The following is a 15,307-nucleotide window of genomic DNA, read 5'->3' as shown; positions in this document are numbered from 1 at the left end:
TTCATGTCAATGGAAATGTGAGTGAGTTCAAAAATTGTTCATGTAAAAGGCATGCTGGCTGGGAAAAAGTGCCACCATGGTGAGTACAACGGACGCATCAAAAACACAATGCCAAAGGCCAGCCATGCCCACGCAAAAACAACGGACCCGCATAATTGCCAACTGGTATCGTGGCTCCGATGAGTTTTCACCCTTGATTAACTATCGAATTTTACGCGCCGGCCATATAGATACTGCCGCAGATTTCCGCGTTCATCGCCAGTCGGTCGTCGGCCATGAGTTGATCTTTTGCCTGCGCGGTGCGGGTTTTATTCGTATTGAGGATCGGTTATATCCAGTGAGTCAGGGGCAACTGGCCTGGCTGCCAGTACGCTGGCCGCACGAACATTTCCCCGATAAAGGCGACCCATGGGAGATCCTCTGGCTGCGAATAGAGGGATCGAAATTGAATAATATCATGCAGATAATGGATGTCCCTCAGCGCCCAGTATTCCAGTTTGCGGATCCAGAAAAAGTTGTTGAGATTTATCACCATATTTTTGCTCGTATGAACAGCTACACCCTTGTGACCGACGCTTACTGCGATATGCTGTGCAGCCAGCTGATTTTTACCCTGCTGGAAAACCGGAGCCACGACGCCGCGCAGTCACAGGTGATCACCCATCGGGGGCTGGGCAAACTGCTGTACCAAATCCACAGCCATTACAACGATGAGTGGGATATCGAAAAGTTTATGCATTATTGTCAGGTGAGTAAGTCGCAGCTTTTTCGCTTGTTCCAGGCGACGTTTAATCAAAGCCCGCTCAAATGGCTGAAGAATTATCGTCTGTCCCAGGCACGACGCTTACTGGTGGAAACTCAGGAAAGTATCAGCCGAATTGCGGTTCAGGTGGGATACAACGATCCGCTGCATTTCTCACGGGATTTTCATCGTGCGGTAGGTCTGTCACCCAGTGCATTTCGCAAACAGGAACAGCTGGAAGGTGCCCACGCGTCCAGGCATGAGGTGGAATAACGTATACCCCTTTTTATTTCTCGCGAATTCAAGACGTTGTGAATCGTTCCCCGTTTTCAATGTATTAATTATGTTATAGCTACCCTTTGCCACTGAGGGAGCAACGTAATGGAAGCACTGAGCCGTGAAACATTAGAGAATATGATGGCGCAAGCCGTTGCCCACGCGACCACCTACCCGATATGGCCGCAGGGCGAAGCCCCCGGAGCAAAAAATAGCGATGCGGTATTTACGCCTGAACCCCGGCACACCGGAACGTCAGACTACGACCGCGCGGTAACCGGCATTCGCGCCCCTGAAATTACCGTCTACGCCCCCGCCAAACCGAACGGCGTGGGGATCCTGGTCACCCCTGGCGGTTCTTATCGTCGCGTTGTGATGGATAAAGAAGGCAGCGCGCTGGCACCGTTCTTTACCGCGCGTGGCTATACCCTGTTTGTGATGACCTATCGCATGCCGGGAGACGGTCACGAGGAAGCATCAAACGCACCGCTGGCCGATGCCCAGCGCGCCATCCGCTACATTCGCGCCAACGCACAGCAGTGGAAAATCGATCCGCTCCGTCTCGGCGTACTGGGGTTTTCCTCCGGGGGGCACGTCGCCGCCAGCCTGGGAACCCGCTTTGCAGAATCGGTGTATGCGCCGATGGATAGCATTGATGAACAGCCCACTCGCCCTGCTTTCATGGCGCTGGTTTATCCGGTGATTAGCCTGCGGGAAGGTGTCGCCCATCCGGGCTCACGTCTTGAGCTGGTTGGCGCCGCGCCCGCAGAGCAAGACATTCACCACTACTCCCTGGAAGAAAGAGCGGATGACACCACGCCGCCCGCCTTCCTGCTGCATGCGATTGACGATCCAGCGGTCAAAGTCGAGAACAGCCTGGTCTTGTTTACTGCGCTGCGCAAGCTCGGCGTACCGGTTGAAATGCATCTGTTTGAACGGGGCAAGCATGGGTTCGGCATTCGTGATACGCAAGGACTGCCGCTGGCCATCTGGCCGGAGATGATGATGAACTGGATAGCCAGCAAGGTGTAATGATTATGCCGGGTAGGTCGCTAAACCAACCCGGCAAAAATATCAGGATTGCAGATAAACCACTTGCGTTTGCAGGTACTCGTTCAGACCGTGCTTGCCATCTGCCCCGCCGATACCGGACTTGCGCCAGCCTGCGTGGAAGCCCTGCATCGCTTCGAAGTTTTCACGGTTGATATAGGTTTCGCCGAATTTCAGCCCTTTAATCGCCTTCATCGCCGTGTTCAGGTTTTGCGTGTAAATCGATGAGGTCAGACCGTAGTCGCTGTCGTTAGCCATCGCAATCGCCTCATCCAGGGCGTCAAACGACACCACTGGCAGCACCGGTCCAAAGGTTTCTTCGTGCATAATCGCCATCTCCTGGCGCACATCCAGCAATAACGTTGGCGGGTAGTAATATCCTTTCCCCTCAACCGCTTTGCCCCCCAGCACCACGCGGGCCCCTTCCTGCACCGCACGCGCAACTTTCTGCTCCACACGCTCCCGCGCCGCGGCGTTAATCAACGGCCCCATCGCAATGTCCTTACGTTCCGCAGGATTGCCAAACTGCACCGCTTTCATCGCCTCGCCCAGGCGATTAACAAACTGATCGTAAATCCCCTTCTGGACGTACACGCGCTCGGCGCAGTTACACACCTGCCCGGTATTAATCACGCGGGAATCGACAATCGCCTTCACGGCCAGCTCGAGGTCCGCATCATCCATCACGATAGCCGGGGCTTTACCGCCCAACTCCAGGCACACTTTGGTGATATTTTTCGCCGCCGCTGTCATAATTTTCTCACCGGCCACTACGCTGCCGGTCATGCTGACCATCGCCACTTTCGGGTTCCCGGCCAACTCCTGACCCACCGTTTCTCCCCGTCCGAGCACCAGGTTAAACACCCCGCGCGGCAGGCCGATGTCATCGACAATTTTGGCAAAAGCGATAGCGTTGTTCGGCGTAAACTCGCTTGGCTTAATGACAATGGTATTCCCGGTCAGCAAGGCGGGAGCCAGCTTACGGGCGATCAAGAAAAACGGGAAGTTCCACGGCAGAATGCCCGTGGTTACGCCAAGGGCGCGTTTAAACAGCAGGATGTTCTCGCCCGGACGATCGCTTTGCAGGATCTCACCTTCATAGCGGCGAGCCCACTCCGCCATGTAATCGATATAGTCGGCGGTAAACGCGACTTCAACATCCGCCAGTTGCTGGATTTTGCCGCCTTCCGCCACGATAAGCGCGCTAATTTCACCGGCACGCTCACGGATCCCGGCGGAAATCTTGCGTAGCCAGCTGGCGCGTTCAATGGCGGGCAGCGCCTCCCACTCAGGCTGGGCGCGATGCGCTGCGTCAATCGCTTTGCGCGCATCCTCAGCACGGCCATCAGGAATACGGGAAATGACCTCTTCCGTCGCCGGATTGACGACATCAATCCAGGCGTCATCGTGCCAGGTCACAAACTGCCCATCGATATACATAGGATGTTGTACGGGTACTGACATGCGTTGCTCCTGTGATTGATTTGTTTTTAACAAGTAAAACTATTGTTAATTAATATCAATCATGCATAACACATTGCCACTGCGATGGTGGTTCTGTGAGCCGCTTCATAAAAGCGTCAAGCAACGCCATGGTGACGAGAAAAAACCGGCGGGATGAATGCCCGTTTGCACAAAAAAAAGCGACAAACGGGCAGCAGAGATTACAGAGAGCGGCTGTTCAGGAAGTCAATCAGCGCGGCATCGCGTTGCAGATGTAACCCTGCTTGTTCGACGATCGGCGGAATATCCACATGCGTAATAAAATCGCGACCACGGGGTCCATAGCCAGTTTCATCATCACGCAGACGCGGAAGCTCACCGGTAATAAGAGACAGGTAGCGGTCCACCGACCACAGACCTTCAGCGGTTGGTGCGAAATCCACGCCGTCGCCCTGTAGCGTTAACGCAGGGACAAAACCAGGGAAGCTGAGCCAGCGCGGCGCCTGCGGATCGTCACGCGTGACGCGCTCAAAAGTCGCCATGGTGCGGCGCTGCATGGTGGGGTCCTGCACCACAATCACGGTTTCCATGGTCTGGGTTGCCTGACGCAGTAACGCACAGCTAAAGCGGGCATTCTCCCCACAGTTGGTGGATTGGTCCTCCACCCAAATCGTCTCACCGGGAATGTTCCAGAACTGGTGCGCGATATCGGCAAGGATCGCCGCTTCTGCGCGTCCGGCGGTACGCAGGGTGTTATAGCGTGGGTGCTGCGCGATGGCGGCGTACAGAAAGGTCGTGGAATGACCGATACCGCCACTAATCAGCAACGGAACCTGTTGTTCTTTCGCAATCCGACACGCCGCGTCGATGGTCGGGATCACCGCATTCCCGGCCAGAATCACGCAATCAGCCTGAACCGTGATATTTTCGGCGAAATCATTCTGCGCCAGCCATTGCACCACGGTGTTAATCGCCGTAAGGGTGCTGGCGGAGAGTGGCGGAAACTGTCTCATGTTCATGACTCCTGGTGTTTATTCTTTACCGGGTTCAGTAAGCCTGATAAGTGCAGCACCATCAGGCACTGCACCGTATATCGCCGGATGGCGGCGTCGCCTTATCCGGCCTACAGCCCCACCACGCGTTAACCCGTAATCTGATCCATCGCCTGCAGGATACGCTTATCCGAAATCGGATACGGCGTACCAAGCTGCTGGGCAAAGTAGCTGACGCGCAGTTCTTCTATCATCCAGCGGATCTCTTTGACATCGTCATCTTCGCGACGCGCGGGCGGCAGTTTATTGAACCACTGCTGCCAGGCCTGCTGCACGCTGTCCACTTTCAGCATCTGCGCACGATCGCGGTGCGGATCGATGGCCAGTTTCTCCAGACGTTTCTCGATAGCCTGCAAATAACGCAGCGTATCGCCCAAGCGTTTGAAGCCGTTGCCGGTAACGAATCCACGGTAAACCAGTCCGCCCATTTGCGCTTTGATATCCGAAAGCCCCAGCGCCATGGTCATGTCCACGCGGCCTTTCAGGCGTTTGTTGATATTGAACACCGCTGTCAGGATCTGTTCGACCTGTTTGGCAATCTCCACCACGGTGTCATTCAGTTCGGCGCGCACTTTTTCGTGCAGCGCCGCAAAGCCCTCTTCCGTCCACACCGGGCCGCCGTTGGCGTCGATTAATCGATCCACACCACAGGAGATACAGTCATCAATCAAATCCAGCACTTTGCCGTACGGGTTAAAGTACAGCCCCAGCTTGGCTTTATTCGGCAACTTCTCGTGCAGATACTTGATGGGCGACGGAATATTCAGCAGCAGCAGACGGCGTAACCCGCTCCACATAGCCTGCTGTTGTTCCAGCGGATTATCAAACAATTTGATAGCCACGCTGTCGCGTTCATCCACCAGCGCGGGCCACGCTTTGACTTTATAGTTACCGCGTTTTTGCTCGTAGCTTTCCGGCAACTGGCCGAAGCTCCAGATGTGCAGCCCGCTCTGTTCGATGCCGTCATCCGCCACCGCCGACAGCGTTTCCTGCACTTTGCCTTTCAGCGTGTCTTTCAACGCCTGCAGCGAACGACCTTCCTGCAGCTTCTTGTTTTTATCATCCACCACCCTGAAGGTGATTTTCAGGTGATCGGGCACCTGATCCCAGTGCCAGTCGTCGCGGTCAACGGTAACGCCAGTCATCCGGCGCAGTTCGCGCTCCAGCGAGTCCAGCAACGGCAGTTCCAGCGGCGTTACGCGGCCTAAAAACGCTTCCGCATAGTTTGGCGCTGGCACAAAGTTGCGTCGCACCGGCTTCGGCAGCGATTTAATCAAGGCGATCACCAGTTCACGACGCAGCCCCGGAATTTGCCATTCAAACCCGGACTCTTCGACCTGGTTTAACAGCGGCAGCGGAATATGTACGGTGACACCGTCGGCGTCAGCGCCGGGTTCAAACTGATAGCTCAGTCGTAGCTTGAGATTGCCCTGATGCCAGAAGTTCGGGTAATCCAGCTTGCTGATTTTTTCCGCGCCTTCTTTGATGAGCATGCTCTTTTCAAAGTTGAGCAGGTCCGGCGTTTCACGGCTGACCTTTTTCCACCAGCTATCAAAATGGCGGGCAGAAACCACATCATGGCTAATGCGCTGGTCGTAAAATTCAAACAGCGTTTCATCATCGACCAGGATATCGCGGCGGCGTGATTTGTGTTCTAACTCTTCCACTTCCGCCCGCAGCTTCAGGTTGTCGCGGAAAAACGCATGCCGGGTCTGCCAGTCGCCTTCCACCAGCGCGTGACGGATAAACAGTTCGCGTGACAGCGCAGGGTCTATCAGGCTGTAGTTGACCTTACGCGCAGCGACAATCGGCAGCCCGTAGACGGTGACTTTTTCTGTCGCCATCACCGCACCCTGCGCGCGCTCCCAGTGCGGTTCACTGTACGAGCGTTTGATCAAATGCTGGGCAACCGGCTCCACCCACTCAGGGTCAATACGCGCGGCAATACGTCCCCACAGTCGGCTGGTTTCCACCAGTTCTGCCACCATCGTCCACTTCGGCGGTTTTTTGAACAAACCGGAGCCGGGGAAGATCGAAAAACGAGCGTTACGCGCGCCGGTAAATTCCTGCTTATCGGCATCTTTCATCCCGATATGCGACAGTAAACCGGTCAGCAGCGCGACGTGGATCTCCCGATACTCAGCAGGCTCGCTGTTAACCGGGATCCCTAACTCTTTCACCACCTGACGTAGCTGGGTGTAAACATCCTGCCATTCACGCACGCGCAGATAGTTGAGGAAATCGAGCTTGCACTGGCGGCGGAACTGATTCGACGACAGCGCTTTTTGCTGCTCGCCAAGGTAATTCCACAAGTTCACAAAGGCGAGGAAGTCGGACTCTTTGTCGTGGAATCGACGGTGTTTTTCGTCAGACGCCTGCTGTTTGTCCATCGGACGCTCACGCGGATCCTGAATGGACAGCGCCGAGGTAATGATCATCGCCTCACGCACGCAGCCATGCTTCTGCGCTTCCAGCACCATCCGCGCCAGACGCGGATCCACCGGCAACTGACTGAGCTGGCGGCCCAACGGCGTGAGTTTATATGCGGTTTGCTGTTCATCAGTGGTGATTGCGCCCAGCTCTTCCAGCAGGCGCACACCGTCCTGAATATTGCGTTTATCCGGCGCTTCCACGAACGGGAACGCGGCGATATCGCCCAGCCCCAGCGCGGTCATTTGCAAAATGACGGAAGCCAGGTTGGTACGCAAAATTTCCGGATCGGTAAATTCCGGGCGCGACAGGAAGTCGTCTTCGGAATACAAACGAATACAGATCCCTTCCGATACGCGTCCGCAGCGGCCTTTACGCTGGTTGGCGGAGGCCTGCGATACCGGTTCAATGGGCAAGCGCTGAACTTTGGTGCGGAAGCTATAGCGGCTGATACGCGCGGTACCCGGGTCAATGACGTATTTGATCCCCGGCACGGTCAGTGAGGTTTCCGCCACGTTGGTCGCCAGCACAATACGGCGTCCGCTGTGCGACTGGAACACGCGGTTCTGCTCGCTGTTGGAGAGACGCGCATACAACGGCAACACTTCGGTGTGGCGTAAATCCAGCTTATTCAGCGCATCGGCGGTGTCGCGGATCTCACGCTCGCCACTCATGAAGATCAGAATATCCCCCTGGCTTTCACGTCCCAGTTCATCCACCGCGTCAAAAATCGCCTGCAGCTGATCGCGCTCGGTGTCGTCCGCATCTTCAACAATCGGACGGTAGCGCACTTCCACCGGGTACGTTCGACCGGAGACTTCGATAATTGGCGCGTTATTGAAATGCTCTGAAAAACGCTCAGGGTCGATGGTCGCCGAGGTGATAATGACTTTCAGATCCGGGCGACGCGGCAGCAGCTCTTTCAGATAGCCGAGCAGAAAATCGATGTTCAGGCTGCGCTCGTGGGCTTCATCGATGATGATGGTGTCGTACTGCATCAGCATGCGATCCTGCTGGATCTCCGCCAGCAGGATACCGTCCGTCATCAGCTTAACCATGGTGTTATCACTAACATGGTCGCTGAAACGCACTTTATACCCGATGCAGCCGCCCGGCTCAGTTTGCAGCTCTTCGGCGATACGGTTAGCTACGGTACGCGCCGCCAGTCGACGCGGCTGGGTATGGCCGATAAGCCCCTTCACCCCACGCCCCAGCTCCATACAGATTTTCGGTAACTGGGTGGTTTTACCGGAGCCGGTTTCCCCGGCAACAATCACCACCTGATGGTCGCGAACCGCGTCCAGGATGTCTTGTTTTTTCTGGCTAACAGGCAAGTTTTCCGGGTAGGTAATGTCCGGTCGTGCCGCTTCACGCAGCACAACTTTACCGGCAGCCTGTTCAATCTCTTTTGCCATCTCCTGGTAAATGGCCTGTTGTGCATCAGGATTTTTAACCTTCTTCACGCCGTGCAGGCGGCGGGAGAAACGCTGTTTGTCGCGCAGCATCAGTGACTCCAGCTGCTGCTGTAACATGTTGAAGGTTATTTTTTGTTGTTCTGTCATAGCGTTAGAGGGCAGTGCTCTGCCGGGTTAAATCTCTTTAAGATGATAGGTATAGAGTACCACATCGGCGCTTTTCATGTGTTGTTCAATAATTTCGAACATAGGATTCGATATATTGCGCTATCACTGCGGCAGGATTGTGAATAAAGTGTCAACAAGCAACGGGGCACATCCCCTTCAAACACATAAAAGGAAACACCCATGAGCAAGGTATTAGTTCTTAAATCCAGTATTCTGGCAGGGTACTCTCAGTCTGGTCAGTTGTCTGATTATTTTGTTGAACAGTGGCGTGAAAAGCACTCTGCTGACGACATCACCATCCGTGACCTGGCGGCAAATCCTGTTCCGGTACTGGACGGCGAACTGGTAGGTGCAATGCGCCCGAGCGATACGCCGCTGACGCCGCGTCAACAGGAAGCACTGGCGCTGTCTGATGAGCTGATTGCTGAGCTGAAAGCCCATGACGTGATTGTGATCGCCGCGCCGATGTATAACTTCAACATCCCGACGCAGTTGAAAAACTATTTCGATCTGATTGCGCGTGCTGGCGTAACCTTCCGTTACACCGAGAAAGGGCCGGAAGGTCTGGTGACCGGTAAACGTGCAGTTATTGTCACCAGCCGTGGCGGTATCCATAAAGATACGCCGACTGACCTGGTTACCCCATATCTGTCGACCTTCCTGGGCTTTATCGGCATCACCGATGTGAACTTCGTGTTCGCAGAAGGTATCGCGTACGGCCCGGAAGTGGCGACCAAAGCACAGTCTGACGCCAAAGCCGCCATCGATAGCGTCGTCGCTGCCTGATAATTCACCCTCTCACCATCCGGTGGGAGGGTTTTTAACCCACACCAATTTTACTTCTTTGCCCGCATCCGCATCTGCTTGCCGTGAATACGATTGATATCACGCCAGATTATCGAATACTCCCGGCATTTCGCCAGATTCTCTTCCCAGCAATGGCACAAAAATTGTTCAGGCTCCGCAACATCCCGGCTTAACAGTTTGAACAGCCAACGATTCCAGACATACCACTTGAGAAGCCACATGATTTCACTCCAGGAGACGCAGGAGAGGGAATATATCAGCATCAACACCGTGTAGTGTGGCAACTATTGCGCTGCCGAAAACGCTACACCAGCATGATCAACCAGGCCGCCCACAGCGCAGCAACCCAATAAAGCGTACGCCGAAACTGCGCCAATGCCCCCGCCTGGCGCTCGGTCAGACTCAGCGTCCTCAGCTTGTCGCGCTGCCAGATGGCAAAGAGTGCCTCTCCGGCCTGCACGTTGTTTTGCACATTGAGCAGCGAAAAGTAGCGGGCATCCAGCCACAGGCGCCAGCAGCCAAACCAGACAATGGCGCACAACAGCGCGATAACCGCACGTAGCCCCCCCGACGGTGCGACAACGATCGCCCACACCATGGGTGGGACGCTAAAAAGCAGGATGAAACGCCAGCTTTCCAGCGTGTGTCGTAGCAAATCGCGGTGCAGCGCCTCATTATTCGTTACACCGTCACTTTCTGTTTCCATTGCTGCAGCCTCTCCAGATGTTTATCCGTCAGCACCACCTGCGCCCGACGTTCGCGAATATACGCCACCGCCTGCTCAACGGTTGCCACATGGCCGCATTGCAACAACCACGCCGCAACCACCATCGCACTGCGCGACAGCCCCAGCGCACAGTGTACCAGTACGGTCCCCTGCTCTTTATGTAGCGTTTCCAGCCGGTCTACCGCCTGTTGTAACTCGGCGTCGCTCGGGATCACCAGATCCAGCATCGGGACGCAAGCGTAGGCGCGCATGGAAGTAGCATGCCCGCGCGCAAATTCAAAGGTCAGGTCAAGTACCGCGTTTTGTTCAGGTATGCGGCGTGGAAAACTACCGAGATAGACGCCAGCGGTAATGTTGCTCAGCGGTGGCAGACGGCGGGTAAATCCGCGCATCGACAGCCACATCCCTACTCGCCAGGGCAGCGTCAGCCCGTACACGGCAGGCGGCAGTCGCCCTTGTTCATCTTTGCCCGTGGTCGCCGCGCCGAATCCGCCGTAGCCATAGCTCACCATCAGCAACGATACAGCAGGCCACAGCAGCCAGGGCGTTAGCCATACGCTGGCAATAGTGCATAACGCGGCGCCCGACAAATAACGATGCATCAGCCTTAAGCGCGCCGCATCCGGTTTGCGCCAGCACCAGCAACGTTTTTCCGGCACCATCCAGTCAATCAGCATGCCTGCCGCCAGCCCGGTAATGATATCGATAAAATGATGCTGCCAGGTGGTGAGTACCGACACGGCGATCAGCAAGAACCAACCGTCACATAACCTGCGCCAACCCCCACTGAGGTGATGACTGAAATGCCGCCACAGCAGCCAGCAGAGAATAATATGCAGCGACGGGGACTGGTTATACGGCAAGTCGAACTGTTCAAGCTGAGCAAACAGCCAGCCTGCCGCGCCGCTGACCTCCGGGCGCGTAAAGCTAAACTGGAGTGGAAACAGCAAAAAACCGACGCAGGCAATCACCGACGCCAGGAACAGACGCAGCACCAGCCGCCGCTGCTCAACGCGCGTGGTGCAGACAAACAGTGACAATCCGTAAAACAGATCCAGACTCCAGTACGGCAGAATAGTCCACGGAAGAAAGGGAATGGCGGACTCCCAGCCAAACACGATGCTGCCCACATTGCCATGCTGCGTGTCCTGCCAGGCAGTAAACTGATTGACCTTGCCATAGGTAAGAAAGAAAAAAGGCGCCAGCAGCATTAGCCAGCCCACCGCCTGTACCATCACCTTACGGCGTTCAGCCCCCACGGCGCACCGCCAACGAGACAGTGAAAATCCCCCACTCATCAATCAGCTGCGTGCACTTATCAAACCCGGCTTCCCGCACCAGCGCATCCATTTCCCCTTGCGTACGCACGCGCATCACCCAAGCTTTGCCGTCTTTGTGGCTGGTCAACGACCAGGCGATGGTTTTTAACTGCGGATGCCAGGGCTGCCCGGTGTAGATCAGTACGCCTCCAGGGGCAATCGCGTCAGCCAGCCCGGCGAGCGAATTACGTACCAGCGTGTTCTCCGGGAAGAGTTCATATAACCCAGAAACAATACCTAATGTGGGACGCGGTTCCAGCGACGCCAGCTGTTCGCGGTTGAAGGCATCGCCCTGCTCGAAGCGGGCAATTTCAGCCATACCGCGGCTGGCGATCATCTCACTGCCTTTCTTAACATTCAGTTCGCTGTAATCGCGCAGCAAAATCGAGTTGACCGCCGCTTCGCCTTCCAGTGCGTCAAGCACATAGCGCCCGTGTCCGGCCGCGATATCCACTACATGCACTGCGGTTCCTTGCTCTGCCAGTTGCCCCACCGCCTGGCGGATCAGCATCTGCAAATGAACCTTGCGCTGGCGGATCCCCTTCCAGCCCACGCTGTTCAGGTAGTTTTTGTCAATCAGCCGACCCAGCGCGCTGCTGCCCTGAGGCTGGTTGCGATAGACATAATCCAACGTACTACCCGAATCAAAACCGGTCTCAAACCCCAGACGCACGCCCGTTGATTGCGTCCCGAGTAATTTCATCCCATAGCGCAGGCCACGATAGGCAATATCGTCAAGCGAATACGGCGCAGGTCCGCCACTAAGCAGCCGCCAGCTATCTGCTCCTGGGCTCCAGCGGTCTTCATTACGGTAGTCAAAGCGCTGCGGCGGCATCGCGTACAGCGTGCCGATAAAATCACGCATTTTGTCGAACGCCAGATGCCGGTCTTTTTCACCCAGTGTGTCGTGATAAAAGCCCGGCAACACGTGCAGTTCCTTGAGTGGGCTTCTGAGGTGTTGGTAAAAATCAATTTGCGGCTGGCGATGGACCACAAAATCATCCCCGGAAACCAACAGCTGTACAGGCAGAGTAATGGCGCTGGCATCGCTGACAATACGCTCCGCCGTTTTATAGAGATCGAGCAGGATGTTCACCGCAATCGCCCGGGTAATCTGTTTATCCTGGTTAAAACTCGCCACGCGCTCAGGATCGTGCGTCAGGTATTTGCCCTTGACGTAGGAGTTGACGAAAAACAGGCCGCGCAGGCGATGCATTAAGGCCAGCCCCGGACGGGCAAACGGTACGTACAGTTTGACTTTGAACGCCGGGGACGCCAGCACCAGCCCACGAATGGAAGGCGCATAATCATGAGCCCAGGTCGCTGCCAGCACCGCACCCACGCTTTGCGCCACCACCACCACATCTTCCATTGCAGCCTGGCTGTCAGCAGCGGCAAAGCGCACGAACTCGTCGATATCCTGCACCGAACGTGCAAGCGACGGGCTATATCCGCGCGGTCCTGGCGACTGCCCGTGACCGCGCGCATCCCAGGCATAGAACGCGGTGTCTGGCATCGCAAGCTCATCGACAATGTGTTGCAAACGCCCGGAGTGTTCGTGTCCGCGATGAAACAGGACAATCACTTTTGGCACAGGACCTGCTGCTAATGCCGGCCAGTGGCGGAAAAACAGCGCGGTGTTGTCGCTGGTCAAAAATGGACGTTCATCGGGCACTCGAATGTTAGTCATGAGGGTGCGGTCCTGTAGTTTGTTGCTGTAGCAGCACCAGCTGCTGTCTGAGATCGTCCATAAAAACGCGCTTATCGCTCTGCGCGACCAACGGTCTGCCAATGTTGACGTCAATAAACAGCGGCAGAGGAATACGATTCCCCTTCGCCATCACGTGTTCCGTTCCGCGCAGCCAGACGGGAATAATCGGTACCGACGGCATACGCTGACTGAGGTGCCAGATGCCGGATTTCAGTGGTGCCAGTATTCCCGGTTCGCCGCGGGTACCTTCAGGGAAAAGGATCAAGATCTTGCCGTCGCGTAAGGCCTGTTCACACTGTGCGAGCGGGTCAGCTTCGCCGCCCTTACGCGTAATCGGAATAATGTTGAGAATATTAAGCGCAAACCAGGCCATCCATTTATTACGCAGAAAATAGTCAGCGGCGGCCACCGGATGGATGGCCCCCTGACGGCGCAGCGCAAACAGCGACAGCAGCGCAAAAACATCCATATGACTGTTGTGATTCGCGACCACAATCGCCGGCCCCTGCTGCGGCAAGCGATCCCGGTGCCTGACGCGCAGCCCAAGCCACAGCCAAATTACCGGCCAGACGATGCACAGCGTAAACAGCGTTCGTAGCAATGTGTTGATCATACGTTAATAGTAAAAATAGCGAATGAAGTGGAAAAATACCGGGGCGGTGAAGATCAGCGAGTCCAGCCGGTCGAGAATACCGCCGTGACCTGGCAGCAGTGTACCGCTGTCTTTCACGCCAATATCGCGCTTAATGGCCGACATCACCACATCGCCACAGAAGCCGCTGATGCCGATAATAAGCCCTGCCAGCATCGCCATCGGTATGCTTAACGGTGTCATGAGCGGGCCCAGCACCGCCGCCGCAAGCGTGGTGGTTACCACGCCGCCAACCAGTCCCGCCAGGGTCTTATTGGGGCTTACCTTGGGGATCACCTTGATACGGCCCATTGATTTTCCCCACAGGTACTGGGCAATATCGTTGAATTCCGTTAAGCCGACGAGGAACAGCACCAGCAGTGCCCCGGTCTGCTTGCCGTCATCAGGGAGCACCAGCAAAAACGCCACGTGGCTGAACGCAAACACGGTGGTCATCAAGCTCCAGTGATGCTGGGAGGCGTAGCGTAAAAATCCCTGCGTATCGCCAGCAATCACCATGCGCACCGGCAAGAATAAGAACGCATACACCGGAATAAACACCACGAACATGCCGTACCAGTTGATACCAATCAGCCAGTAGTTAATGGGGATCGCAATAAACATCCACAACAGCGGCATACGGTCGGTCTGGCGCGATGGGGCCAGCGTTAAAAACTCTTTTAACGCCATAAAGCTCACCAGCGCGAAGAAGGTCAACGCCAGCCAGGGCGGGCTTAAGATAGCCAGTGAAAACAGTACAATGATCACCCACCAGGTGCGAATACGCAGCGTCAGCTCACGCCAGTCTTTACCCGGTCGACGCCACACCAGCAGACCGTTTGCCAGTGTCGCTATCACCAGCAGGGCAAAAATCACCGCCAGCGATTTTTCCAGCAGCATCATTTCGCCCCCTCGTCACGTAATGCGCTCTTACAGCGGTTAACGATAGTCCACAGCAGCAATAGCGTGGCAATGCCCCAAATAACGTTATTCCACTGCGCCACCTGCGGCCACAGCGCCAGCACCAGCCCCCATGTACCGAACACCAGCGCCCTGTCGCTTTTGCCGAACGGTCCGGCATAGCTGCGCACGCCATTGATGGTTTGCGCCAGCACACCGCAGAATTCCGTCATCAAAGCACAAAACAGCATAACCAGTACCAGCAGCGCATTACTGCCGGAAAGCAGCATAAACGGCAGATACAACGCGAGATCGGAGAGAATATCCCCGGTTTCATTGAGAATAGCGCCCAAGCGGGATTGTTGGTTACATTCACGCGCCAGCATGCCGTCCAGCGCATTGAGCGCCATGCGTATAAATAAAACGATGGGTAAAAGAATGAAAAGTTTAGGTTCGGGGAAGATAAACAGCACAGCACCAGTGATAAAAGAAAGCGCCATCGCGGCCAGTGTGACGTGATTGGCGGTGACGCTTTTTTTATCTAACCAGAACATGAGCGGGCGTAAAAGCGCCTGGAAAGCAGGCTTTATCTGATAAAGCGTCATCATCACTCCTTGATAATTTATTGATGCAATT

At 55.5% G+C, this 15,307-nt stretch carries 13 protein-coding genes; 3 read left to right on the top strand and 10 right to left on the bottom strand.

Annotation, left to right across the window (positions count from 1 at the left end; translation table 11 throughout):
• Positions 1 to 124 precede the first annotated feature (124 nt).
• Positions 125 to 1,015, top strand: coding sequence for an AraC family transcriptional regulator (locus M2374_RS13010; protein ID WP_161959026.1), 891 nt, complete (start codon positions 125 to 127; stop codon positions 1,013 to 1,015).
• A gap of 108 nt (positions 1,016 to 1,123) precedes the next feature.
• Positions 1,124 to 2,050, top strand: coding sequence for an alpha/beta hydrolase (locus tag M2374_RS13005; protein ID WP_115258374.1), 927 nt, complete (start codon positions 1,124 to 1,126; stop codon positions 2,048 to 2,050).
• A gap of 42 nt (positions 2,051 to 2,092) precedes the next feature.
• On the opposite strand, the gene aldA is transcribed toward M2374_RS13005, so the two are convergent.
• From aldA to hrpA, 3 genes are all read right to left on the bottom strand, one after another.
• Positions 2,093 to 3,532 carry an aldehyde dehydrogenase gene (gene aldA, locus M2374_RS13000; protein ID WP_115258373.1) on the bottom strand — a complete coding sequence of 480 codons (1,440 nt, stop codon included), beginning with the start codon at positions 3,530 to 3,532 and terminating at the stop codon, positions 2,093 to 2,095.
• A 200-nt stretch (positions 3,533 to 3,732) separates the two neighbouring features.
• Positions 3,733 to 4,530, bottom strand: a complete 798-nt coding sequence (locus tag M2374_RS12995; protein ID WP_181689063.1) for a YdcF family protein — start codon at positions 4,528 to 4,530, stop codon at positions 3,733 to 3,735.
• Positions 4,531 to 4,652: 122 nt separating this feature from the next.
• Entirely contained in the window at positions 4,653 to 8,555 is a 3,903-nt protein-coding gene (gene hrpA, locus M2374_RS12990; RefSeq protein WP_181689062.1) for an ATP-dependent RNA helicase HrpA, read from the bottom strand.
• A gap of 201 nt (positions 8,556 to 8,756) precedes the next feature.
• On the opposite strand from hrpA, the gene azoR reads away from it, so the two are divergent.
• Positions 8,757 to 9,362, top strand: coding sequence for an FMN-dependent NADH-azoreductase (gene azoR / locus M2374_RS12985; RefSeq protein ID WP_115258370.1), 606 nt, complete (start codon positions 8,757 to 8,759; stop codon positions 9,360 to 9,362).
• Between the two features lie 50 nt (positions 9,363 to 9,412).
• Here azoR and M2374_RS12980 read toward each other — a convergent pair whose 3' ends face one another.
• The 7 genes from M2374_RS12980 to M2374_RS12950 all read right to left on the bottom strand — a co-directional run bounded on the left by M2374_RS12980 (position 9,413) and on the right by M2374_RS12950 (position 15,276).
• Positions 9,413 to 9,604 (bottom strand): hypothetical protein, encoded by a 192-nt coding sequence (locus M2374_RS12980; RefSeq protein WP_096756937.1) that lies wholly within the window; start codon positions 9,602 to 9,604, stop codon positions 9,413 to 9,415.
• A gap of 83 nt (positions 9,605 to 9,687) precedes the next feature.
• On the bottom strand, positions 9,688 to 10,089 hold the full coding sequence (locus M2374_RS12975) for a hypothetical protein (RefSeq protein ID WP_181689061.1): 402 nt from the start codon (positions 10,087 to 10,089) through the stop codon (positions 9,688 to 9,690).
• Positions 10,065 to 11,369, bottom strand: a complete 1,305-nt coding sequence (locus M2374_RS12970; protein ID WP_181689060.1) for a phosphatase PAP2/dual specificity phosphatase family protein — start codon at positions 11,367 to 11,369, stop codon at positions 10,065 to 10,067. Before M2374_RS12970 ends, M2374_RS12975 begins: the two co-directional genes overlap by 25 nt.
• Positions 11,359 to 13,119, bottom strand: a complete 1,761-nt coding sequence (locus M2374_RS12965; RefSeq protein WP_181689059.1) for a bifunctional alpha/beta hydrolase/class I SAM-dependent methyltransferase — start codon at positions 13,117 to 13,119, stop codon at positions 11,359 to 11,361. Before M2374_RS12965 ends, M2374_RS12970 begins: the two co-directional genes overlap by 11 nt.
• Positions 13,112 to 13,750, bottom strand: coding sequence for a lysophospholipid acyltransferase family protein (locus M2374_RS12960; protein ID WP_370316940.1), 639 nt, complete (start codon positions 13,748 to 13,750; stop codon positions 13,112 to 13,114). The genes M2374_RS12965 and M2374_RS12960 overlap by 8 nt, the downstream gene beginning before the upstream one ends.
• 6 nt (positions 13,751 to 13,756) lie before the next feature.
• Entirely contained in the window at positions 13,757 to 14,674 is a 918-nt protein-coding gene (locus M2374_RS12955) for a phosphatidate cytidylyltransferase (RefSeq protein WP_115258366.1), read from the bottom strand.
• On the bottom strand, positions 14,671 to 15,276 hold the full coding sequence (locus tag M2374_RS12950; protein WP_096756931.1) for a CDP-alcohol phosphatidyltransferase family protein: 606 nt from the start codon (positions 15,274 to 15,276) through the stop codon (positions 14,671 to 14,673). Before M2374_RS12950 ends, M2374_RS12955 begins: the two co-directional genes overlap by 4 nt.
• Positions 15,277 to 15,307: the final 31 nt, after the last annotated feature.

Source organism: Citrobacter sp. JUb117, from assembly GCF_024809055.1.
GTDB lineage: Bacteria > Pseudomonadota > Gammaproteobacteria > Enterobacterales > Enterobacteriaceae > Citrobacter > Citrobacter gillenii.
This window is presented reverse-complemented; position numbering and strand designations above follow the sequence as displayed.